Annotated in this window: 19 protein-coding genes; 12 read left to right on the top strand and 7 right to left on the bottom strand. The window is 60.5% G+C overall.

Annotated elements, in window-relative coordinates:
• Position 1: 1 nt before the first annotated feature.
• Together EOE18_RS16955 and EOE18_RS16950 are read right to left on the bottom strand one after the other, a co-directional pair.
• Entirely contained in the window at positions 2 to 748 is a 747-nt protein-coding gene (locus EOE18_RS16955; protein ID WP_127711728.1) for an RraA family protein, read from the bottom strand.
• A 22-nt stretch (positions 749 to 770) separates the two neighbouring features.
• Positions 771 to 2,054: an MFS transporter gene (locus EOE18_RS16950; RefSeq protein WP_220446036.1), complete on the bottom strand. Its 1,284-nt coding sequence runs from the start codon at positions 2,052 to 2,054 to the stop codon at positions 771 to 773.
• Positions 2,055 to 2,222: 168 nt separating this feature from the next.
• Here EOE18_RS16950 and EOE18_RS16945 point away from each other — a divergent pair, with 168 nt between their 5' ends.
• On the top strand, positions 2,223 to 3,362 hold the full coding sequence (locus tag EOE18_RS16945) for a lactonase family protein (protein WP_127711726.1): 1,140 nt from the start codon (positions 2,223 to 2,225) through the stop codon (positions 3,360 to 3,362).
• 4 nt (positions 3,363 to 3,366) lie between these two features.
• Here the strand turns inward: EOE18_RS16945 and EOE18_RS16940 are convergent, their stop codons facing one another.
• Complete coding sequence (locus EOE18_RS16940; protein ID WP_220446035.1) at positions 3,367 to 4,146, bottom strand: GntR family transcriptional regulator; 780 nt, start codon at positions 4,144 to 4,146, stop codon at positions 3,367 to 3,369.
• A gap of 54 nt (positions 4,147 to 4,200) precedes the next feature.
• Positions 4,201 to 5,451 carry a lactonase family protein gene (locus EOE18_RS16935; protein ID WP_127711724.1) on the bottom strand — a complete coding sequence of 417 codons (1,251 nt, stop codon included), beginning with the start codon at positions 5,449 to 5,451 and terminating at the stop codon, positions 4,201 to 4,203.
• A gap of 35 nt (positions 5,452 to 5,486) precedes the next feature.
• Between EOE18_RS16935 and EOE18_RS16930 the strand changes: the two genes are divergently transcribed.
• Genes EOE18_RS16930 through EOE18_RS16905 form a run of 6 tightly spaced genes read left to right on the top strand, consistent with a single transcriptional unit; the run spans position 5,487 to position 11,380 of the window.
• The gene (locus EOE18_RS16930) at positions 5,487 to 6,740 is read left to right on the top strand and encodes an FAS1-like dehydratase domain-containing protein (RefSeq protein WP_127711722.1); all 1,254 of its coding nucleotides are present in this window, start codon (positions 5,487 to 5,489) and stop codon (positions 6,738 to 6,740) included.
• The gene (locus tag EOE18_RS16925; RefSeq protein WP_127711720.1) at positions 6,740 to 7,555 is read left to right on the top strand and encodes an enoyl-CoA hydratase/isomerase family protein; all 816 of its coding nucleotides are present in this window, start codon (positions 6,740 to 6,742) and stop codon (positions 7,553 to 7,555) included. Before EOE18_RS16930 ends, EOE18_RS16925 begins: the two co-directional genes overlap by 1 nt.
• 24 nt (positions 7,556 to 7,579) lie before the next feature.
• Entirely contained in the window at positions 7,580 to 8,758 is a 1,179-nt protein-coding gene (locus EOE18_RS16920) for a CaiB/BaiF CoA transferase family protein (RefSeq protein ID WP_127711718.1), read from the top strand.
• Positions 8,755 to 9,957 (top strand): CaiB/BaiF CoA transferase family protein, encoded by a 1,203-nt coding sequence (locus EOE18_RS16915; RefSeq protein ID WP_127711717.1) that lies wholly within the window; start codon positions 8,755 to 8,757, stop codon positions 9,955 to 9,957. Before EOE18_RS16920 ends, EOE18_RS16915 begins: the two co-directional genes overlap by 4 nt.
• A 26-nt stretch (positions 9,958 to 9,983) precedes the next feature.
• Positions 9,984 to 10,925, top strand: coding sequence for a thioredoxin-disulfide reductase (gene trxB, locus EOE18_RS16910; RefSeq protein ID WP_127711715.1), 942 nt, complete (start codon positions 9,984 to 9,986; stop codon positions 10,923 to 10,925).
• A 35-nt stretch (positions 10,926 to 10,960) separates the two neighbouring features.
• Positions 10,961 to 11,380, top strand: a complete 420-nt coding sequence (locus EOE18_RS16905; protein WP_127711713.1) for a hypothetical protein — start codon at positions 10,961 to 10,963, stop codon at positions 11,378 to 11,380.
• A 91-nt stretch (positions 11,381 to 11,471) separates the two neighbouring features.
• Here EOE18_RS16905 and EOE18_RS16900 read toward each other — a convergent pair whose 3' ends face one another.
• Genes EOE18_RS16900 through pcaF form a run of 3 tightly spaced genes read right to left on the bottom strand, consistent with a single transcriptional unit; the run spans position 11,472 to position 14,915 of the window.
• A complete protein-coding gene (locus EOE18_RS16900) occupies positions 11,472 to 12,602 on the bottom strand; it encodes an alpha/beta hydrolase-fold protein (protein ID WP_127711711.1) in 1,131 nt (376 codons plus the stop codon).
• A gap of 20 nt (positions 12,603 to 12,622) precedes the next feature.
• On the bottom strand, positions 12,623 to 13,705 hold the full coding sequence (locus EOE18_RS16895) for a ChbG/HpnK family deacetylase (RefSeq protein ID WP_127711709.1): 1,083 nt from the start codon (positions 13,703 to 13,705) through the stop codon (positions 12,623 to 12,625).
• Between the two features lie 10 nt (positions 13,706 to 13,715).
• Positions 13,716 to 14,915, bottom strand: coding sequence for a 3-oxoadipyl-CoA thiolase (gene pcaF / locus EOE18_RS16890; protein ID WP_127711707.1), 1,200 nt, complete (start codon positions 14,913 to 14,915; stop codon positions 13,716 to 13,718).
• 221 nt (positions 14,916 to 15,136) lie between these two features.
• On the opposite strand from pcaF, the gene EOE18_RS16885 reads away from it, so the two are divergent.
• The 5 genes from EOE18_RS16885 (at position 15,137) to EOE18_RS16865 (ending at position 23,296) form a co-directional block, all read left to right on the top strand.
• On the top strand, positions 15,137 to 17,197 hold the full coding sequence (locus tag EOE18_RS16885) for a 3-hydroxyacyl-CoA dehydrogenase NAD-binding domain-containing protein (RefSeq protein ID WP_127711705.1): 2,061 nt from the start codon (positions 15,137 to 15,139) through the stop codon (positions 17,195 to 17,197).
• A gap of 165 nt (positions 17,198 to 17,362) precedes the next feature.
• Positions 17,363 to 20,275, top strand: coding sequence for a TonB-dependent receptor domain-containing protein (locus EOE18_RS16880; RefSeq protein ID WP_164852804.1), 2,913 nt, complete (start codon positions 17,363 to 17,365; stop codon positions 20,273 to 20,275).
• A 65-nt stretch (positions 20,276 to 20,340) separates the two neighbouring features.
• Positions 20,341 to 20,949, top strand: a complete 609-nt coding sequence (locus tag EOE18_RS16875) for a cysteine hydrolase family protein (protein ID WP_127711701.1) — start codon at positions 20,341 to 20,343, stop codon at positions 20,947 to 20,949.
• Positions 20,946 to 22,202 (top strand): lactonase family protein, encoded by a 1,257-nt coding sequence (locus tag EOE18_RS16870; protein WP_127711699.1) that lies wholly within the window; start codon positions 20,946 to 20,948, stop codon positions 22,200 to 22,202. Before EOE18_RS16875 ends, EOE18_RS16870 begins: the two co-directional genes overlap by 4 nt.
• 20 nt (positions 22,203 to 22,222) lie before the next feature.
• Positions 22,223 to 23,296 (top strand): MBL fold metallo-hydrolase, encoded by a 1,074-nt coding sequence (locus EOE18_RS16865; protein ID WP_164852803.1) that lies wholly within the window; start codon positions 22,223 to 22,225, stop codon positions 23,294 to 23,296.
• Positions 23,297 to 23,667 lie beyond the last annotated feature (371 nt).

The following is a 23,667-nucleotide window of genomic DNA, read 5'->3' as shown; positions in this document are numbered from 1 at the left end:
TTTACAGCCGCCCATATTGCGCCACTGCCGCCTTCAGGCTGCGGAAGCGTTCGATGAAGGGGTACATGGCATGTTCGACATTATCCAACTCGCGCGCCTTAGCCAGAACCTCGGCGGCTTTGGCTTTGGGCACCACCACCACGCCGTCCATATCGGCAACGATAATGTCGCCAGCCTCGATCCGCACCCCGCCAATGGTGACGGGGATGTTCGATCCGGCAAAGCGGAAATGGTTGACCGTGGTCGAGGGCACGACCGAGCGGCTGAACACAGGGAATTGCATTTTGGCCAAGGCGGGCGTGTCGCGCACCCCGCCATCGACAATCGCGCCTGCAAAGCCGCGCGCCTTCATCGTGGTGGACATCAAAGCGCCAATACCTGCGAAATCGTCTGCGCCATCCATGGCCATCACATAGACTGAACCGGGGGCGCCAGCATCAATGGCATCGATCATGCCTTGCTGGGCGGGGCTGCCTTCCTTGTGCTCCTCGCGTCTCAAATAAACCGTCAGCGCGCGACCGGTGAATTTGGCGGTCTGGTTGGGACGGAATTGGTGGGGCAGGTAATTCCTCAGCCCGTAAAGCTGTTCCAGCGCATCGGCCACGCTGGAGGCCTCGACGCGGTTGAATTCGTCGACCAGCGGGTCGGGCGTGACGGTGAGCGCGGGATAGGTGCCCGTCTCCGGCGTTGCGGCCTGCGCCCATGCAGGCGCGGCCAGAAGGGCAATCGCAAGGGTAAGTCGGCGCATGGTGTAGTCCTCTCCGCAGCGGTCAAAGGGCCGGATCGAGCCGGTCTTCGGGATTGATGAAAAGCCATGCCAGCGCGCCCAGCAGGCTGAGGCCAGCGGCAAAGACAAAGCTGGCGGTCCAGCCATAGGTGTCGGCCAGCCATGGTGTGAGCGAGGCGGTCACAACCCCGCCGATCTGGTTGGCCATATTCATCAGGCCCGAGACCGAACCCGCGCTTCGCCCGCCTAGATTGGCCGAGATGGTCCAGAAGGCGCTTTGCGACATGTATAGCGCGCCCGCCCCTCCAGCGAGGAACAAAGTGGCCAGACGTGCATCATCCACTTGCGTGGCCAGCGCAACGAACAGGCCCGCCACGCTCAGCGCGAGGCTGGCGGTCAGGCAGCGGCCGATGCGGGTGCCTTTGCTTGTGCTGATGCGGTCGGCGAAATAGCCGCCAAGGGGAGAGGCTATGGCCATGGCGATGAAGGGCAGCATGCCATAGATGCCGCTGCTTTTGAGATCGAGGCCACGCACGCCCGAGAGATATTTGAAAAACCACGTGAAGAAGATGTAGGCGACATAACCATAGGTGAAATAGGAGAAGGCCAGCAGCGCCAGCGTGCGGTTGCGCAGGATCTGCCCCCAGCCCATCGGCACGGCCTGCGGTGGGCTGCTGACGCCATCGCGGATATAGGCCAATTCGCTTGGCGAGACGGCGGCCATCTGTTCGGGCCGGTCCTTGACCGAGAGCAGCCAGAAGGCCAGCATCACCAAGCCGATCAGGGCGCTGGCGTAAAAGGCCGATTTCCAGTCGGCATGGATCAGAATGGCGGTGATCAGCGGCGGAGCAATCCCTGCGCCGACCCCCACGCCCGCAAAGATAATGCCATTGGCCAGCCCTCTTTCCCGTGCGGGGATCCAGTTGGCGACCATTCGGTTGCTGGCGGGAAAGATCACTGCCTCGCCAAGGCCGAGCAGGAACCGCACCGCGATCAGCAGCGCCATCGACCAACCATAGCCGGCAGGAACCATCGCGGTCGCGGCGGTCAGCGCGCTCCACCACACGATGCCGATGGCGATAACGCGGGTGGGGCCAAACAGGTCGGCAATCCGTCCCGCCAAAGGCTGCGCCAGAGCATAACCGGCGACAAAGCCGCTGAACACGACCCCCAATTGCACGTTGGACAGCGCAAAATCCTGTTGCAGCGCGGCTGCGGCGATCGAGATATTGTTGCGGTCAAGAAAGGAGACGGCGGCAATCGCGAACAACGCCAGAATGATCCGCCAACGCTGTTGCGTCTGCGGCTTTGGGGGCAGGGCAGGCACGGCCACTCCTCTCGTGTTTTATCCGTTTGGTCGGGGTGATAGCAAGTCTGCCCAAACCCTATCCCAACGGATCAGGCATTTCACAGAGGGCATAAAACATTCGCAAGCCTATCCTGCCGCAGGATCGGTTAGGGAAGGGACAAGAGAAATAAGGGAGTGCTTTGACCTATGGCGCTTAGGCTGTTGGCCGGTTTGGCGATAATGGGCGCGGCGTGCCCCCTGGCGGCAGCGCCAGAGGTGGCGCATAAAGACACGATGCTGGTCTATATCGGCACGCAGGCCGATGCCATCTGGTTGGCGCGGTTGGATCGGAGGCAAGGCAGGCTGTCCATAGTCGGGCAAGCGGCACCGGTGGCTCGCCCGACGTGGTTGACGGTGGATGCCGACAGCCACTGGCTCTTCTCGGTGAGCGAGACCGGCACGGATGGTTTCGAACAGGGCGGGGTGGTCAGCTATGCTATCAACCCTGCCGATGGCGCGCTGACCCGTTTGTCCCGCGTAACATCGGGGGGGAGCGGGCCGACCTATCTGGCCTATGCCAAGCGGCAAAAGACGCTGCTCGTCGGCAATTTCTGGGGTGGAGAGGTCACCAGCTTTCCAGTGCGGGGCGATGGCCGCCTGTGGCCCTATGCTTCCTTGATGCGCGATACGGGCAAGGGAGCAGTACCCAAGCAATCCATGCCCCATGCCCATGCCACGGTGCTGGACCCTACGGGACATTTTGTGCTGGTGCCCGACATGGGGGTGGACAGGGTGTTCATCTATCGCCTGGCGCCCAAGACTCATCAATTACAGGCTAGCCAGCCCGCCTTTGCCACCACGCCCCCGGGCACAGGGCCGCGCCACGGGGTGTTTTCACGCGACGGGCGGTTTTTCTATTTGCTGACCGAACTATCGGCCGAGATGCGCAGCTATCGCTGGGACGCCAAGCGGGGGCGGTTGACGGCAATGCAGGCGTTACCGCTTGATCCGGCAGGCACGCCTGTCTCGCAAAAAAGCGCGGCCGAGATCGCCTTGGGCAAGGACGGACGCTTTCTCTACGCCTCCAACCGTATCCGTAGCACGATTGTCACCTATGCGCTGAACCAGCGCACGGGCCTTGCCCGCCAGATTGGCGAAGTGCCCACCGGCGGTTCGCGCCCTCGCAGCTTTGCCATCGATCCTAGTGGCCAATGGATGATCGTGGGCAATCAGGAGTCGCAAACCATCAGCCTGTTCCGTATCGATCAGGTGAGCGGAGCCTTGCAGCGGACAGGCGAGCCGGTGCCCCTGCCCACCAAGCCGGTGGCCTTTGCCTTCTACCCTTGAGTGATCAGCCCGAGAGCGGGGTCAATCCGGCAAAGGGTTGCTCCGCCTCGGCCAAGGCTTTCATGGTTTCCTGCACATTTTGCGCATGGGCGCGCAAGGCTGCCTCTGCTGCGGCGGGATCACCGGCGCAAATGGCGGCGATGATTTCTAGCCAATAGGGCAGCGACACTTTCGCGCGGTCCTTGCGATAGGTCAGGCGATAGCGGTGACGGGTGTTGCGGGCGCGCAGCTTGGCCAGCACCTCGGCCGCGACCGGCTGGTTGGCCATACGTAGATAGGTTTCAAACACGCTGCGGGTGGTGTCGGCATAGCCATCGACATCGCCCTGTTCGGCCTTTTCGGTCAATTGTTGCGCCAAGGCCTGCAATTCGATGCGATCCTCAGGCGTGATTCTTTCAGCAGCGCGGGCAACGCACAGGCTCTCCACCGCCATGCGGACCTCGACAATATGCAGCGCCTCTTCCAATGGGACGATCCGCACACGGGCACCACGATTGGCGATGCGTTCGACCAGCCCTTCATGTTCCAGATCCATCAGGGCCGTGCGCACATTGCCACGGCTGGCGTTCAGCGCCTCGCAGATCTCGGCCTCGACCAGACGTTGGCCAGGCACAAGGCGGCCCTGAAAAATGCTCTGGCGCACCGCTTCTACCACAGCTTCGCGCGATAGGCTGGCCGCAGGGATTTTACCCTTGGTGGCGGGCGTCTTCGTGCTCTTTTTTGTGCCGGCAGATTTCATGGCGGCATCGGTCGAATTATTGGCCAAAACGGCGCTCTCCCCCATCGGGCGTTCCATCAATTATTGGTCCGTTTAGCAACCGGAGTTCTTTTCGACAACTCATGGTTGGTATGGGGTTTTGGCGGCGGGACACGGTATGATGCAGGCCGGAACCGGCGTTTCCAGCACATGTTCTGCCGCGCCCAGAGCACCGGTGGCCCGGTCGATAGGATGCCATGATAGAAGAGAGGAAGCCTGATGCGCCACCCATAGCCCGCCATCGGCCACAGCGCAGTCACGCGGGATCAGGCCATGGGCCGGTCTTGATCCTGCCAAAGTCAATAAGCCGCTGTCCTGATCGATCGCCAGCCAATACAGACCATCGACGCCCGGTTTGTCCGGCATGCCGCTCGATCCATGGCTGCGGGTGGTGGCATAAAGGAAGCGGCCATCATCGCCCCAAACCAGTTCCCCGCCCGAGCGGAGGCCGGAAAACTGGGCGGGCAGCAGGTCGATACATTGCACCAATCGAAGCCTGTGGGGCGTTTCTATGGCAACGACCATGATCTGCGCCGACATTTCCGCGATGATATAGGCCCATTGGCCCGATGGGCTGATCAAGGCATGGCGTGGGCCGGACAGAGGCGGCAGGACAAGTGCCGCTTCGGGCAGATGCCGCAAGGTCCCCTGAACGGCGTCCAGTTCGTAGACTTCGATTCTATCCGTCCCCAGATCGGGCACCAGCACCAGGCGATTGTCCGGCGTGATGGCGATGCCATGGGGATGGGGCGCGGTTTGCCGCTTGGGGTGCAGGCTGGAACCTTGGTGGCGGTTGACGACCACGGCTTCACCCAAAAGGCCATCGGGTGCCAGCGGGAACATTTCCACCATGCCGCCATGAAATGTGCTGACCAGCAAATAGCGGCCGGTGGCGTCGATGGCCCCATGGCATGGGTTGCCTCCAGTCTTGCGGCGGTTCAATTCGATCAGATCACCGCTGCGGGGATGGATGGCAAAGGCAGTGATCGCGCCGCCCGCTACGCCATCGACCTCGCGCAATTCATTCATGGCATAGAGGAAGCCGCCGCAAGGCGAGATGACCAGCCAGCCCGGTTGGGGCGTGGGTGTAAGCGCCGGACCGCGCCAGCCTTCGCCATCATGGTCCCAGCGATAAATCCCAAAGGCAGATGGATTTTCCTGGGCGTGATAGGCCTTTTGCAATGTTCCGACATAGAGCCTTGGCGGCATGGTTTTCTCCCGATGGCTGGTTGGCGGGGATAGAGGCAGCATCACGCGGGCGCAACCACTGTCACCAAATGTGTTGGCTAAATTGTTGACAATATCGAGCGCGAGGCGATAGGCAATCCCCAACTTGACCAGATTCCAGACGAGAGGTTTGTCACATCATGGCCGCACCAACAGCTCCCGACGCCGATTGGGATAACCTGTCCGATTCCGAATGGAACGAGAAGCTGGACCGCAAGATTGCCGAATTCAACGCCGGGCGCGGCGAGGTGAAGCTGCCTGTTCCGGTCCATGAAATCATGACCAATGAATATGAACGCGGCATTTTGAACGCGCTGGTCACCGAGGATCTGATCCGGCATTTTGCCGATGCGATCGGCGATCCCAACCCGATCTGGCGCAACCGCACCTATGCGCAGAACACGCGCTGGGGCGGGATCATTGCCCCGCCGCTCTATGAAAGCTGCATCTCGTTCGGCTCTTCGTTTGGTGGGCGTTTGCGTGTGCCGGGTGTGGCGCGTTTGGCGGCGGGCAACAAGCATGACTATTTCGGGCCGATCCGCCCCGGCGAGGAATTCCACTGCTATGACAAATACGGCGGCTTTGTAGAGAAGAAGGTCGAGGGTAAGCCCTATCGCATGTTCATTGAAAGCGTGCCGCGCTATTTTGTGAACCAGCATGACGAGGTGAAGGCCATTGCCACGGGTCGCAATATCTATCTGGCTACGCCCCCTTCGCGCCGCAAGCAGAAGGATGCCAGCGGCGGTGGGAAAGAGTCCAAGGTTGGCGCGAAATATGCGGGCAAGGAATACAAGCGCTATTCCGAGGCCGAGCTGAAGGACATCCATGATGACTTTGACGCACAGTTGGCCGGCATCAAGCGCCGCGGGGGCAAGACGCTCTATTGGGAAGATGTGGTCGAGGGCGAGCCATTGCCGCCGCTGGCCAAGGGCATCTATGACGTGTGCGATGCTTCGGCGCGTACGGTTGTGTCCTGCTATGTCTATTCCTTTGCCATCAAGTGGGCGGCGATGCGCGGCCACTTGCAAACCCATCCGATTGACGAGCTGACCGGCGAGCACCGTTTCCGCCGCGACTGGCACTATTCGGACCGTGCCGCGCAAATGTTCGGTTCGCCTTTGGCCAATGCGGGCGGCATCCATAACGAGATGATGCTGGTCCATATCGTCACCGACTGGATGGGCGATGATGGCTTTGTCGTGTCGATGGACAGTCAGGACCGCCGCTTCAACTTCTTTGGCGACAGCACATGGGTCAAGGGCCATGTGAAGCGCAAATTCATCGACGAGAACGGCCAGCGTCTGGTCGAACTGTTCGTCTATGCCGAAAACCAGGATGGCGACATCCACACCCAGGCCAATGTCCTGGTCAAACTGATCTCGAAGGCTGACTGATGAGCACGCTCCCCTCGCTTGAAACCATCGGCCTTGAACTGGTCGATGATATTGCCATTCTGACGCTCAACCGTCCGCGCGTGCGCAATGCGATTGACGATCAGATGCGCTTTGATCTGAAGGCTGCGGTGGATTACGTGGCCGATGAACGCGCCATTCGTGGCGTGGTGGTGACTGGCGCAGGGGCAGTGTTCTGCTCGGGCGGCGATATTCGTGGCATGCAGGACCGCGTGGATCAGGGCGCCCGGGCGGGCGAACTGGGCTGGTGGCGCCAAAAGGAATTCCACGAAACGCTGGGCAAGATTTTCCACATGGGAAAACCCACGGTGGCGGCGGTCAATGGCCCGGCATTCGGGCTGGGGCTGGATGTCGCTCTCACCTGCGATTTTGTGTTTCTGGCGCAAGGCGCCGAGGTGGCTGCCAATTTCGTGCGCCGTGGTCTGGTGTCGGATGGTGGGGGCTTCTTCCACATTCCGCGCCGGGTGGGCGTGGCGCGGGCCAAGGAACTGCTGTTTTCAGGCCGCACCGTTCAGCATGATGAGGCGCTGGCCATCGGTCTTGTCGACCGCGTGGTGGCACCCGATGCGCTGATCAGCGAGGCGGTGGCTTACCTGAAAGGCTTTGCCACCCATCCGCAAACCGCGCAGGCCATGGCCAAGTCGATCCTGAACCGCAGCCTTGAGCTGGGCTTTGACGAGATCAACACGCTGGCCAGTCAGGCGCAGGCCTACTGCTATTCCTCGCATGACCATCAGGAATCGGTGCGCGAATTTCTGGCCGAGCGCGAAAAGGCCCGTGCGGCCAAGGGCAAATAAGAAGAACTGGGGAGGGTCCATTCCATGGACAGATTGAAAGCCCGCGTGATTGAACTGGCCGATTTCGTGGCTGGTCCCTATTGCGGCAAGCTGCTGGCCGATTTCGGCGCCGATGTGATCAAGATTGAGAAGCCGGGCCGGGGCGATGATGCCCGCTATATCGGCCCGTTCAAGGACGATGTGCCCAATCCAGAAGCCTCGGGCACGTTCCTTTATCTCAACACCAACAAGCGTTCGGTCGAGCTGGACATCGAAACGCCGGAGGGCAAGGCCGCCTTTATCGAGTTGATCAAGACGGCTGATGTGCTGATCGAGGACAAGATGCCGGGCACGCTGGCCAAGCTTGGGCTGGGCTATGAGGATCTGGCCAAGGTGAACCCGCGTCTGGTGGTCACCTCGATCACGCCTTTCGGGCAAGTGGGGCCTTATAAGGACTACAAGGCCTATCACCTCAATCTTTATCACGCCTCGGGTCAGGGCTATCTCTTGCCAATGTGGGCGATCAATCTGGATGTGCCCCCCTGTCAGGGGCCGGGCTATCTGGGCCTGTTTGATGGCGGTATGGCGGGGGCTACGGCCACGCTGGCGGCTTTGTTCTGGCGCGATGGCGGTTTGAACGGGGCGAGCGGAACGGGCCAGCATGTCGATGTGTCGATCCAGCATGCGATGATGACGCTGGAACGTTCGCAATTGCGCCGCTTTACCGATGAAGGCGTCAACCCCAACCGCACCGGCAAGGGACGGTTGCTGGAAAGTCTGGTCGAATGCAAGGGCGGCGAATTCGCCGTGGTCATCCTGTCCAGCCAACAGCAGTGGGAAGGCCTGTGGCGGGCGATGGGTTGTCCCGAGTGGGGCGCGCAGCCGCCGTTCGACACGCAAAAGGGGCGCAGCGACAATTATGCCGAATTGCGCAAACGTTTGAACGAATGGTCGCGTACGGTCACGCAGGATGAATTGTTCCACGCCATCCAGAAGGAGGGCTCTGCCGCCGCGCCGATCCTGACGGCTGAGGGTGTGTTCAAGCTGGAGCAATTCCGCGAGCGGGGCCATTTCGTGACCATCGAACATCCCGTGGCGGGGGCGCTGGAATATATCGCCCAGCCTACGCGCCCTTCCAATGTCAACCTGCCGCCGAAGCGCCCCGCGCCTTTGCTGGGGCAACATACGCGCGAGATTTTGGCAGAATTGGAGATGGTGCCATGAAGGCAGCCCTGAACGGCATTCGCGTCATCGATTTTGGCCATGTGATGGCAGGTCCCTGGTGCACGATGCAATTGGCCTCGCTGGGGGCCGAAGTGATCAAGATCGAAACCCGTGCCCGTCCCGATGAACAGCGTGCCCAACATGGCAAGGGCGCGGTGGCCAATCTGGAGGCCAATTCGAATTTCTTTGAAATCAATCTGGGCAAGAAGAGCGTCAGCCTGAACCTCACCACAGAGGAAGGCCGCGCCTTGGCCAAGCAATTGGTGGCGACCGCCGATATCGTGCTGGAAAATATGCGCCCCGGCGTGATGGCCAAGCTGGGGCTGGATTATGTCGAATTGGTGAAGGTCAAGCCTGATCTCATCATGCTCTCGCTATCCGGCTTTGGCGCAACGGGCAAATTGCGCCGCTACGCCGCCTACAACCCATGCTTTACCAGCGTGGGGGGCACATCGCATCTGACCGGCTATGCCGAGAAGAAGCCCAACACGATGACCAATTCTGGCGGCGATGCCCGAGCTGGCACGGCGGCGGTGTTTGCGGCCATGGTGGCGCTCAAATTCCGGCAGGAAACCGGCAAGGGGCAATATATCGACTCCTCCTCCTCGGAAGTCATCAATTCGATGATCGGCGACCAGATGATGGATTACGCCATGAATGGCCGCAGCCCGCATCGCCACGGCAACAGCCATCCCACGATGGCACCGCATAATGTCTACCGCTGTTCAGGCGAGGATGAATGGCTCTCGATCGCGGTCGGAAATGAGCAGGAATGGCAAGGATTGGTGGCCGCGCTGGGTCATCCGGCATGGGCGGCAGATTTCCGCACCGCGCCCATCCGCAAGGCCAGGGAGGCCGAACTGGACGCGCTGATCGCCGCTTGGTGCGTGGACAAGAGCTATGTCGAGGCGATGCATCTGTTGCAGGCGCAAGGCGTTGCCGCCACGCCTTGCTTCAAGGCAGGGGACCTGTTCAACGACCCTCATGTGCTGGCACGCGGGCAGGTGCAGGAAGTGGATCACCCCGTGCTGGGCTGCCGCAAGACCATCACCTCGCCCTATCGTCTGTCACAGACGCCCACGGCCATTCGTGGCACGGCGCCCATTCTGGGGCAGGACACCGATGAGGTGTTCACCAGCCTGCTGGGTATGGATGGGCAAGAATTGGAACGCCTGAAAGCGGCCAAGGTCGTTTACTGAGCGCCCCGCGCCGCAAGAGAGGTTTTATGACGCATTCCAAGCTGATTATTCTGGGATCGGGCCCTGCGGGCTATACGGCGGCGGTCTATGCCGCACGCGCCAATCTGGCGCCGGTGCTAATCACGGGCGAGGTGCAGGGCGGGCAATTGACCACCACCACCGAAGTCGACAACTGGCCCGCCGATGCGCAAGGGGTGCAGGGGCCCGATCTGATGGCGCGGTTCTTTGACCATGCCGACCGGTTCGGCACACAGTTCGAATTTGACCAGATCCACACTGCCGACCTGTCCTCGCGCCCCTTCCGTCTGGAGGGCGATTCCGGCAGCTATACATGCGATGCGCTGATCATCAGCACTGGGGCTTCGGCGCAATATCTGGGCCTGCCGTCCGAAGAGGCCTTCTTTGGTCGCGGGGTTTCAGCCTGTGCCACCTGTGATGGCTATTACTTCAAGGGCAAGCCTGTCGCGGTGATCGGCGGTGGCAATACGGCGGTGGAGGAGGCCCTCTTCCTCACCAATATCGCCAGCCATGTCACCATCGTCCATCGCCGTGACAAGTTCCGCGCGGAAAAGATCCTGCAGGACAAGCTGTTCGAGAAGGAACGCGAGGGCAAGGTTACCATCATCTGGAACCACACGCTGGACGAGGTGCTGGGCGAGGACACGGTCTCGGCCATGCGCCTTGTTTCCACCCAAACGGGCCAGAGCCGCGAGGAGCCGGTGGAGGGCATTTTTATCGCCATCGGGCACAAGCCCAACACCGACCTGTTCGTGGGCCAGCTCGAGATGGACAATGGCTATATCGTCACCCGCGGCGGCCGCGCGGGGCAAGTTACCGCCACCAGCGTTGCGGGGGTTTTCGCCGCCGGCGACGTTCAGGACCAGATCTATCGTCAAGCCTGCACCTCGGCGGCCAGCGGTTGTCAGGCGGCGCTGGATGCCGAGAAATTTCTGGAAGGGCTGGCTTGATGCCGAAGCATTTTCACCATCAGGAGGTCTGTTCTATGCTGTTCCGATCTGTTGTTGTGCTGACCTTGGGGCTGGGGTCGGTTGCGCCCGTTTTGGCACAGGATGTGGTTTTCCCGCCCAAATGGGAGGAGCGCGCCTTTGAGGATGTCGAAGGCCCGCAGACCCAGAAGATGGCTGATTACCTCAATCAGGAATGCGCCCCGCGCGATCTGTCGGGTATCCAGATGTTCGCCATTCAGGGCGGCCATAACCAGCGCTTCAACCTGCATATCTATTGCCGCAAGGATAAGGCGCCCAAGGTGCATTACAGCGTTGAATTGCGCCGCATCGGCAAGGGGCAGTTCAATCAGGCTGCCGTGCCGGTGCTGGGCGATAAATCCGCCAAAATCGGGCCTTTCTACTTCGGCAATAGCGGTGAACAGGATGGCATGCTGATCCTGCGCAAGGATAAATAAGGCGCAGTGATAAATAACGCTCAGGGGCTTCTCACGAGAAGGGGGCGGCGGGATGATCTCGCCGCCCCCTTTTGCTATACCGGCTTCCGCGTTACCGGAACAGACGCGGCAAAAGGTCGGCCAGAGAGGCGCGGAAAGCCTTGTATTCATGGTCGCCCGGAACGATCTGGAAAACCGGATCAATTCCGTGCTTCTTGAAATCCTCATAGGCGGCGATCTGGTTGGGCTTGCGCGCGTCGTCCTTGCCCACCGACATGTAAAAAGGCTTCAGGCTGGTCGCAGGCGCTTTCAGCTTGGCATAGAGATCAGGCGTGATCGTGTCGGGGTTATAGGTCAGATAGGAGGCTGAACCTTCGCCCGGTTTCGATGTGCCAAACACGCCGGTGCCAAATTCGGCCACCGCGCCAAAGCGGTCCAGATTGCGCAGGCCGACAATCAAGGCCGTACCGCCACCAAAGGATAGACCCGCCGTGGCGCGATGGGCGCGGTCGTTGATCGTGCGATAGTGGCTTTCGATGAAGGGCATCAATTCGGCCTTCAATTCCTGCTCGATCACCTCGGCATTTTTGAAAGCGGGGGAGGCGAGCGGACCTGTGGTGTTATTGCCCATCACGATGATCATCGGTTGGGCCTTACCCGATGCGATCAGATTGTCGGCGATCACATTGGCATAGCCGGTGCGGACCCATTCGGTCTCATACCGCCCCGCCCATAGGTAAAGCACGGGGAAATGGCGCTTGGGCTGGGCATAATATTGGGCGGGCACATAGACATGCACACCGCGCATCCGTCCCTGCACCTTGGAATAATAGCTGTGCATGTTGACCGAGCCATGGGCTACGTCCTGCACCTGCCAAAAGGCGGGGGGATTGGACGGCACTTCCAGAATCGAGGGATGTAGGTCCGCACCATCCAGTTTGACCGAATATTCGTAAATATCCGGCTCGACGGGGGGCACGGTTGCCACCCATCGGCCATCGGCGCCTTTGCTCATGGGCAGGCTACGCCCCATTTGCGGTTCGCCAAACATCAACGCGGCCGAATTGGCATCGGGTGCGGCCAAAGTGAAAGTGATCGAGTGGTCGGCGTTGATCGTGTAATCCACCACCGGCACTTCCTTGGCCGACATACGCCATGAGGCGGGCGGTTGCTGGGCCTGTGCCGGTGGGGAAAGGCTGGCGGCAAGGGCTGCACTGGCCAGCAGAAGGGAAAGCTTGGTCATAATAGGCTCCCGAAGAAGATTTATCCGATGGCCAGATCGCTGCCAATGGCGCGCAGGTGGTTCTGGAATTCGCGGCTGCCGAAAAGGGCGTCGCGTTGGTTGACTAGTTCGATCCCGTTGCGCCTGATCCAGTCCTTCAGGCGCGGATCGCGCAGGGCGGCAACGTCCTGTGTGCGGTTGACGGTGAATTGGCGCGCGCGGGCACGGTTGGCACGTTCGCCCTGACGATAGACGTAATAATCGACATAGCCTGGATGCCATGCCTGTACGGCAATGACATCCTCGGGCAGGGTCAGGATACCGGCGCGATCCTGCGTGTAATAGAGCACCGGATCATAATGCAGTTCCAACTCTGTTTCAGAATCGGTCAAAACGTCAATATAGGCTTCGGTGCCGTCCAGTTGCAGGATTTTGGCATGGGCCCATTGCGGCTGCGCGGGCACTTCGGGCGCTCCCTTGGCGTTGTAATATTTGGCCCATTCCTCGCCCTTGGCCTGTGCCGCGCGGATTTTGGCCAGCACTTTGGCGCCGGTGGGTTGCACCGTGGCATAGCCCGATACGATACCGGCCTCGGCATTGACCGCATTCATCGCTCGGCCCCATGGGGTTCCATTGTCGGCCAGTTTGCCCGTATCGGGGACGCGCCCCAGAATGCGCTGGCATCGCTGCAACTGGGCGCGCAATTCGGCCACAGCCTCTTCGGCCACGACATCACTGGCCCGCGCCAGATCGGTGCGGAAGCGTCCATCAAATTCGCCGCCCTTGTCCACCAGCGATGGTACGCGCGATGCGGGCAGGATTGGCGCTCCCCACATATGCACATGCCAGCCCAGCGAGAGCCAGGGATAGGCCTTGAGCCGCTCCAGCGCGTCCACCGTTCCCGGGCTGTCGAGCATAATGTCCACCGAGGTGACCATGCCGCCGTCAATGGCTTCGAAGGTGCCGATATTATGGACCGGCGAATGGCCCACATCATCGACGCGGATCACTATCTTGCGATGGCGCGTGGCGGCATTGGCGATCGGGCCCAGCGCCAGACTGGCTGCGGCCGCGCCGCTGAAGGCCAGCCATTGGCGGCGGCTCATGGTGATAGTCTTGGTCATGGCTGCTTCCTCAAACCCTTTCGATGGCCATGGCGATGCCTTGGCCCACGCCGATGCACATGGTGCACAGCGCCAGACGCCCGCCGCTGCGTTGCAATTCTTCTGTGGCGGTGAGCACCAGACGCGCACCCGACATGCCTAAAGGATGGCCCAAAGCGATGGCGCCACCATGGGGGTTCACATGGGACGCATCATCGGGCAGCCCCAATTCGCGCAGCACCGCCAAGCCCTGACTGGCAAAGGCCTCGTTCAATTCGACCAGATCGAAATCGGCGATGGACAAACCCAGCCTTTGCGCCAGGGCCAGCGACGCAGGCGCCGGGCCGATGCCCATGATGCGGGGGGGCACACCGGCAACCGCCATACCCAGTATCCGCGCCCGCGGGGTCAGACCATATTGCTCGACTGCGGCCTTACTGGCGATGATGAGCGCGGCGGCGCCATCATTGACGCCCGAAGCATTGCCGGCGGTGACGGTGCCATCGGGGCGGACAACGGGCTTCAATTTGGCCAGCGAATCCAAAGTGGTGGCGCGGGGGTGTTCGTCCTGTGTCACCAGCAAGGGATCGCCCTTGCGTTGCGGGACGGGCACGGCGATGATTTCAGCGTCAAAGCGGCCCGAGGCCTGCGCGGCGGCGGCGCGGCTCTGGCTTATGCAGGCAAAGCGGTCTTGATCCTCACGGCTGATGCCGAAATCGCTGGCCACATTTTCGGCGGTCTCGGGCATGGAATCGACGCCAAAGCCCGCCTTCATCGCCTTGTTCACAAAACGCCAGCCAATCGTGGTGTCATATACCGCATTGCTGCGCGAAAAGGCGCTTTCGGCCTTGGGCATGACAAAGGGGGCGCGGCTCATGCTTTCCACCCCGCCTGCGATCAACAGATTGGCCTCGCCCGATTTGATAGCACGGGCCGCGATGCCCACCGCATCCATCCCCGAACCGCACAGGCGGTTGACGGTGGTGCCGGTGGTTCCTTCGCCCAATCCGGCCAGCAAGGCCGACATGCGCGCCACATTGCGATTGTCCTCGCCGGCCTGATTGGCGCAACCAAAGATCACATCCTCTATCGCGCCTGTGATTTGTGGGTGACGGCGCAGCAATTCAGCCAAGGGGATCGCCCCCAGATCGTCGGGCCGGATCGAGGCGAGCGCCCCGCCATAGCGCCCGATGGGGGTGCGAACCGCGTCGCAAATATAGGCGTCCGTCATAAATTGTCCCTTGGATAGCAGGCTGTCATCAAGGCGGTGATGCAAAGTGCGGGGGCGGGGGACAATTACGTTGCTGTGATGGAAAACTGCGATGATGTGATGAAATCGCGATAAATATCAACGTAAATCAATGATTTAAGGCAATCCCCCGTCTCGCTGAGGCTTGACGCGCGATGGATGGCGATGGTTGCCCCTGAGGCCTTGGGCAAAGGAGTGCGGCCATGGTGGAATTGGAACTGGTTGAAGGCGTGTTGCTGGTGCAGGTGAGCAACCCTCCGGTCAACGCCCTGTCTCAGGTGGAGCGGCAGGGATTGTTGGATGCCATGGCGGCGGCGCAGGCCGATGATGTGGTGGCGGTGGTGATTGCGGGGGCGATTGCGGGAGGTGGGCGCAATTTCATTGCGGGCGCGGATGTGCGCGAATTTGGCCAGCCCCCCTTGCCGCCGCATCTGCCGCAGGTGATCGATGCGATCGAGGCCTGCCCCAAGCCGGTGGTGGCCGCGATCCAAGGCGCAGCGCTGGGCGGTGGGTTGGAAGTGGCGCTGGGTTGCCATTACCGCGTGGCTGCCAAATCGGCGAAACTGGGTTTGCCGGAAGTGACGCTGGGTGTGGTGCCCGGGGCGGGGGGCACCCAGCGCCTGCCGCGCCTGATCGATCCGGCTGAAGCGGCGCGCATCATCGCAGGGGGTAAGCCCGTGAGCGCTGACAAGGCGACCCAACTGGGGCTGGTGGATCAGGTGATTGAAGGAGACCCCTTGCCTGCCGCTTTGGACTTTGCGCGCGGATTGGCGGGGCGTGATGTGCAGGATCGGCGCTTGTCTTGTCGCGCTGCGCGTGGGGGAATCGATGATCAGGCGGCATGGGACAAGCTGGCGGCCGAGATCAAGCGGGCCGCACGTGGAGCGAAGGCGCCTCTGGTCGCGCTGGAACTGGCCGAACTGGCGCAGGTCACGCCTTTTGCCGAAGGGGTAGCCAAAGAGCGCGAGCAGTTTCTGGCTTTGCGCGGCAGCGAGGAAGCAGCGGCCCTGCGCCATATTTTCTTTGCCGAGAAGGCGGCCGCCAAATTGCCGGAGGATTGCGCTACAGCACAGGTTCGGCCGATTTCCCATGTCGGGGTGATCGGCGCGGGAACCATGGGTACAGGCATCGCCATCAGCGTGGCCGATGGCGGCTATCGGGTCACCTTGGTGGAAGTCTCGCCAGAAGCCTTGCAGCGCGGTTTGGGAAATGTCGCCAAGTCCTATGCCGATAGTGTAGCCAAGGGGCGCCTTGCGCCTACTGTGGCTCAGGAGCGGCAAGCGCGTATCACGGGCAGCACCGATTATACCGCTCTGGCCGATTGCGATTTGATTATCGAGGCAGCCTTTGAAGACATGGGCGTCAAACGCGAGATACTTGGCAAATTGCAGAATGTCGCCAAGGCCGGTGCTATTCTGGCTACCAACACGTCCTATCTCGATCTGGACGAGATTGCTTGTGCCAGCGGCCGCCCGCAGGACGTGGTTGGCCTGCATTACTTTAGCCCGGCCAATATTATGAAGCTGCTGGAAGTGGTGCGTGGCGCGCAAACCAGCCCCACCGTTTTGGCCAGCGCCATGCAATTTGCCCGTAGCACCGGCAAGGTAGCGGTGGTGGCGGGCGTCTGCCACGGCTTCATCGGCAATCGCATGTTGCGGGCCTATAATAGGGAAGCCGGCCTGTTGCTGCTGGAAGGGGCGAGCCCTGAACAGATCGACGGCGCCTTGACCCGTTTTGGCATGGCGATGGGGCCATTTGCCGTGGCCGATCTGTCCGGCATCGACATTGGCTATAAGGCTCGTGCGGTGATGCCGGAGGGTAGTTTTGAACCCTTGGCCTTTGCGATCCATGACGCCTTGGTGGAGCGCGGTGATTTGGGGCGCAAGAGCGGCGCGGGCTTTTATCTTTATGAGGCAGGTTCACGCGCCACGGTGGTCAATCCGGCGCTACAATCCCTGCTGGATGTGGCCAGAGCCAAGGCCGGAGTGACCGCGCGGGCCATTGATGATGCAGAAATTGTAGAGCGGACCATGTTGGCTTTGGCCAATGAAGGCGGCTTTATCCTGTCCGAAGGCATTGCCGCGCGCGAAGGCGATATCGATACCGCCTATGTCCATGGCTATGGTTTCCCGCGTCATCGCGGAGGGCCGATGTTCTATGCGCGCCAATGCGGGCTGGCATCGGTGCGGGACAGGATCGAGGCCATGGCTATTGGCCGTTTCGGCCGTTGGTGGCCTGTCGCCCCGATTTTCGCGCAAGCCTGATTCCCTAAGCGCCGGTCTGCGGGCAGCGCTATCGGCGACCTATCGCCGATAGCGCTGTTTTTCTTAGAAAGACTGTGACTTGACTCTGTTTGCATAATTGTTCACAATTTTAGAAACATTAAGTGGCGCTTCATTAGAAAAGCGCTTTGCAGAGAGGGTATGGGGATGGCATCGCATAAAGGGCTTTTGCTGGGCGTCAGTTTGTGCGCGTTAACGGGAATCGTCGATCCTGCCTGGGGGCAAGAGGCGCCGGTCAAAGCCGCTGAGGCGGAAATCATCGTCACCGGATCGCGTGTCATTGCCAATGGCAACAATAGTCCGATCCCGGTCACTGTCGTGACAATGGAGGCTTTGCAAGCGACCAAGCCCAGTTCAGTGTTTGATGCCTTGCTGGATGTACCTGCCTTTGCCGGATCGCGCGGCGGGACGCAGTCCAGCGCCTCGGGTAACCAGGCAAGCAGCAACCAGATCAATGCGCTCAATCTGCGCGGTTTGGGGCCGGTTCGTACCCTGTTGCTTTATGATGGCCATCGCGTTCCGCCCACCCAATTGGACGGTTTGGTTGACGCCAATATCGTGCCGCAAATGCTGCTTTCCCGTGTGGATGTAGTCACCGGCGGCGCCTCGGCGGTTTATGGCTCGGATGCGATTGGCGGGGTGGTGAATTTCATCACTGATCGCAAGTTCAAAGGCGTGAAGCTGGAAATGCAACGGGGCATTTCGCAGCAGGGCGATGCAGGAACCTATCGGATTGGCGGCGCGTTTGGCGCCAATCTGTTCGACGGACGTGGCCATTTCATGGCCAGTTTCGAAAGCCTGCATAATGACGGATTGTTGGCCCGGCAAAGGCCGCAATTTGCCGGACGCTGGACGGTGCAGGGTAATGGTTCGCAGGCCAATCCCTTCACGCTCGTCAGCAATCTGGTCAATCCGGCGTATACTTGGGGCGGCAAGATCACTGGCCCTGCGACGAACCCGCTGCTCAATACCAGTTTTAACAGCAATGGCGTGTTGTCGCCCTTTGTGGCGGGCGCCAAATTGGGCAGTCTGGCCAGTGGCGGCGATGGGATCTGGGATACGACGCCATCCCTGATCCCTATGACCAACCAGACGCAGGCCTATGGCCGGTTCGATTATGATGTGTCGGACGCGTTGCATGGCTATGTCAGTGCTGCCTGGACGCAGGATCGCGCCTTTAACCTCTATGGAAATGTTAATAGCCAGAATCTGACGATCAGTGCGACCAATGCATTCCTGCCATCGGCCTATCAAATGCAACTGGCCGCAGCGGGTATCAAGACTTTCACTTTTTCCAAGAAATATGCCCAAGGGCTGGTGCCACCTTCCAATGTGAACAACAACACGTCGAACGTGCTGATCAACATCGGGTTGGACGGCAAGATCGGCGGGTTCAAATGGGATCTGGGCTATGTTTACAATCAGGTCCGGTTGCAGACCCTGTCCAATTACACGTTTAACAACGGTCGCCTTGCTGCGGCGCTGGATGCGGTGGTCGATCCGTTCTCGGGCAAGACTGTTTGTAACGTGACCTTGACCAATCCCGGACTTTATCCGGGCTGTGTGCCTATCAATGTGTTTGGTCCCAGTTCGGAAAGTCAGGCAGCGGTTGATTATGTAGGCAGCCGCGGTGAATTTATCACGCGATTGCCGTCGCATGATCTGGGCTTCAATTTGGCCGGATCGCCGTTTTCGACCTGGGCCGGTCCGGTGCAAATGGCCCTGTCCACTGAATGGCGCAAACAATCCCTATCGCTGACCAGCACCAGCCCGACGATTGACTTTGCTCCCCTTAATTGCACAGGATTGCGCTATAATTGCGTAACGCCAACCGCCACCAACCTGGGCTCGCCCACCTATAATGGTGCGGTGGCGCCCCGTCCTGAAGTCGGGATGACGGTGATCGAAGGCGCGCTGGAAGCCAATATCCCATTGTTGGTGGACAAGCCATTTGCCGATGCGGTCAATCTCAATCTGGCCAATCGCTATGCCCGCTATCGTGCGGAGGGCAATCCCGACCTTTCTGCTCCTGCACGTGTTACACGGTTTAATGCATACACGTGGAAGGCGGGGCTGGATTGGCATGTCTCCAAGGCCTTGACGCTGCGCGGGACGCATTCGCGCGACATTCGGGCACCCAACCTATATGAGCTCTATCAAACCAATGCGGTGACTTTCTCGAACAGCAATACCGACCTGCTGACCAATTCCAACCTGACCGGTGCGGGCGGATTGGTGCAGGTGGTCAATGGGGGCAATGTCAATCTTCGGCCAGAGGTGGCATCGACCACCACATTGGGGTTGGTGTTCAAGCCTTCAGCAAAATTCAGCCTCGCGCTGGATTACTACCACATCAAGGTCAGCGACTATATCACCCGTATCAACGGTTGGGACGTTGCCAGCCAGAATGCTTGCTATACGGGCAATGCCTATTTCTGCTCCTTGCAAGTGCGCCCCGGATCCTTGAGCGATACATCGAAAGCCAATGCCGTAACGCGCTGGTATTCGGTGCCCGTCAATGTTGCGGCGCTGACGACGCAAGGCGTGGATGTCGAGGCCAATTTCCGCTCTACTCTGGTGAGCAAACCGTTCTCGCTGCGGGCTTTGGTCACTTACCAGCCTCATATCTATTTTGTGCAACCGGGCGTGAACCGTCAGGATTTCGCCGGCGCGGTCGGGGCTCCGGCCAGCTATACGGCCGGTGCCAAATTCCGTGCGGCCATTTTCGCCCATTTCGAACCGAGCGAGCAATGGGCATTGGATTGGGAAACCAAGATCCGTGGCCAGATGCATCAAAGCCCCGATGCCACGCTGTATGCGACCCCCAACACCGACGTGCCTGCGGTGGCCTTCAGCAATTTGACGATTACGGCCAAGTTGAAGGGGCCTTTGGCGGGGCGCGCGCAGATGTATTTGAATATCAGCAATCTGTTCAACCAATCGGCACCGATTACCGCCAATTACGCCGATCAGGGTAGTCCCGGCCTGCGCGGTGGCTTCGCCTTGGGGGACGATCCTGTCGGGCGCTACTTCCGCATGGGGGCACGTTTACGGTGGTGATCGCGGGCAAGCGCCTTTTGCTATGCGGATGGGGAGCCTTGGCAATCGCTGGCGCCTCACCCGTCATGGGGCAAACCATCGTGGATCGCTGGGCAGAGGTTGCCATCCCCGCGCCGCCTGTGCTGGTGCCTGTGACGGTCAAGCCTGCACGCTCGGCTTTGCTGGTGCTTGATATGTTGGCGGTCAATTGCGTGCCGGAAAAAAGGCCCAGTTGCGTGCGCAGCATTGCCCCTGTCGAAGCTTTGCTCAAACGGGCGCGGGCAGCTGGGATGCTGGTGATATACAGCGCAGGTCAGGCTGGTTCTGTCGTGCCTCCTGATCCGGTGGCCCCGTTAAAACCTCTGGCAGGCGAGCCAATGGTGCGTGCCGGAGCCGACAAGTTCCTTCATTCCGATCTGGAGCAGATCCTGAAACAGCATGGGATCGACACGGTCATCATTACGGGCACCTCTGCTGAAGGCGCGGTACTCTACACGGCGAGTGGCGCATCGGGGCGAGGTTTTCAGGTTGTTGTGCCGGTTGACGGTCTGTCAGCGGCGCAAAACTTTGCTGAACTCTATACAGTGTGGCATCTCCAGCATGCTCCGGCCAGCATCACCAGTCGTATCCAGGTGACCAGCAGCGATCAAATAGCCATCGAACAGGCCAGACCGGATAAAGGGAGAATGCCATGATTGTTCAACGCCGCGATTTGGCCAGAGGACTGGCCGCTATCGCCGCCACCTCGGCTATGCCAGCCATGGCGGCGGTTAAGCCTCGGGCATTGGCGCTTTATGTAGCCACGGGTGCGGTGATGGAATGGCGTCTGATGCAAGGGGCGCAAGGGTCTACGGGCGAGGTGGGCAGCATTACGCTGCCCTCGGCGATCCAATATGCCTGGCCGCATCCTGATGGCCGTTTCCTTTATGTCGCAACCTCGGATGCGCCAGGGGGATCGGTGGGGGCGGGCAAGGTGCATCGCCTCTTGGCGCTGGCCATCGGGCGTGGTGGCGCTTTGACACCCCATGGCGAGGAGGTGGCCCTGGCGCAAAGGCCGGTGCATATGAGCCTTGATCCATCAGGGCGATTTGTGTTGGTGGCCTATAATGCGCCCGCCAATGCCAGCGTCCATCGCTTGCGTCCCGATGGCACGTTAGGCGCGAGAGTGGAGCAGCACGAGGCGCTGGATCTGGGGATTTTTGCCCATCAAATCCGTGTCATGCCGCGTGGTCGCTCGGCCATATTGGTGACGCGGGGCAACAATGCCACTCCGACCAGGCCCGAAGATCCCGGCGCGCTCAAAGTGATGGGTTTTGATCAAGGGCAGCTCTCGCCCTTGGCCAGCATTGCGGTGGGGGGCAAAGGCGGTCTGGGCTATGGGCCAAGGCATCTGGACTTTCACCCGACCAAACCTGTGGCCTATGTCGGGCTGGAGCGGCAGAACCAGTTGCATACCCATCGGATTGTGGGCGACACGCTGTCCCCTGAACCGGAACTGGTTTGCGCCACCACCGACCAACCGCCGAAAGGCGCTGACGGGGCCACCACGCTGGTCGGCGCGATCCATGTCCATCCGCGCGGCCATGCGCTTTATGTCACCAATCGCGCCAGTTCGCAGGTCGAGGTCGCAGGGCGCCGCGTCTTTGCCGGTGGGGACAATTCCATCGCTGTGTTTGCCCTGCATCCGCGCACCGGCCTGCCGCAATTGATCCAGCGGGTCGATCTGCGTGGGTTCCATGTGCGCAGCTTTGCCATTTCGCCCGATGGCACAATGCTGGCGGCCAGTTGCATGTTGCCGATGGATTTGCGCGATGGCACCCATGTCGCGGCAGGGATCAGCCTGTTCCATATCCTGCCCGATGGCCAATTGGCTTTCCTGCGCAAGATCGAAAGCCCGGCATCGGCAGAGCCTTTGATGTGGACCCATTTTCTGCCGGTTCCGGCATGACTTCCTTTCAGGAGACCTCCATGCGTTTTGTCTTGGCCTGCCTTTCTGTCACCTCCGCCTTGGCGCTGGGGGCAAACGCTCTGGCGCAGCAAGCCGCACCCAAGCCCGTCGCCAATGGTCCATTGACCGAGCAGCAGGCCGCCAGCGGCCAGTTCCGCCAAGTGGATCAGGGGACCAGCATCAAGGCGGGCGCCGAGCCCCATTTTGCCGCCGCCAGAAAAGCGGCCGGGAATGATTTCCCTGGCTTGCTCCTGCTGTGCAATCAGGCACGGCCAGAGGCTTTGCGCTGGGCGTTACCCAGCGCCAAGGTGCTGCGTCAGGGGCCGCTGCAAGAGGGTGAAAAGCCGCGTCCTGCCAAATTGTTCGATAATCTCTATTATCTGGGCGCGCCGAATGTCTCGGCCTATGCGATCGACACCAGCGATGGGATCATCCTGATCGACACGCTCAACAATGGCAAAGAGGCCGAGGATGTGATCGCCGGAGGCCTTCGCCAATTGGGGCTGGATCCGGCGCGGATCAAACATGTGATCATCACCCATGGCCATGGCGACCATTACGGCGGCGCGGCTTGGCTGCAAAAGACCTATCACCCCTCGGTCTGGATGAGCGATCTGGATTGGACACTCTCGCCTACCACGCTGGACAAGCCCTATTTCGATCCGGCTCCGCCGCGTGACAAGGTGATTACCGATGGGCAGGTGCTGAAGCTGGGCCAGCAGAGCGTGACCATGCATTTTACCCCCGGTCATACACAGGGCACCGTATCGCTGATCTTTTCGGTGAGCGACCATGGAAAGCCGCATAAGGTTGCCTTGTTGGGTGGCACCGGTTTCAATTTCCCTCATTCTCCGCTGCGTTTTGCGCAATATGCGGCGACCATGGGGCATTTTGCCGATCTGGCGCGCAAGGCGGGGGCAAATGTCATCCTGTCCAACCATCCTGAAAATGATCTGGTAGTGGCCAAAAGTATCGCCATCACCAGACGTAAGGCTGGCGAGCCCAATGCTTTGGTGGCGGGCGTGGGCGGTGTGCAGCGCTATTTCACCACGCTCAACCAATGCGCTTTGGCCTATGGTGAGCAGATGAAGTGATGGGAGGGCGCTTTGGGGGGGTCTGACGGGATCGGCTCCCCAAAGGCGTAAGTTTGATCGAAATTACTCCAAGCAGCTTGCGGTGGCAGGCTCGGCCTGGCGTGCCTTGGACTTCGGTTGCGCCGAATGCTGCTGCTGTCGCCATCCATCAGGACGGGCACATCGGCTGTCAGCGAGCATCGTTGGCACGCAGCACGGGCGCATAGAGCGCGTTAACTTTCCCATCTAGTGGTGCCCGCCTGATCCAAAGTCAGGTGGGATGTGTTGCACTTTTGCCACCCTGTTTGCAGCAGGCATGACAGAAATGGAATGCGTGGAATGCCGAAATTGCGCGCTATCCTGATCGGATAGCGTCCACCTTTCCCATCAAA

The organism is Novosphingobium umbonatum, from assembly GCF_004005905.1.
Taxonomy (GTDB): domain Bacteria; phylum Pseudomonadota; class Alphaproteobacteria; order Sphingomonadales; family Sphingomonadaceae; genus Novosphingobium; species Novosphingobium umbonatum.
This window is presented reverse-complemented; position numbering and strand designations above follow the sequence as displayed.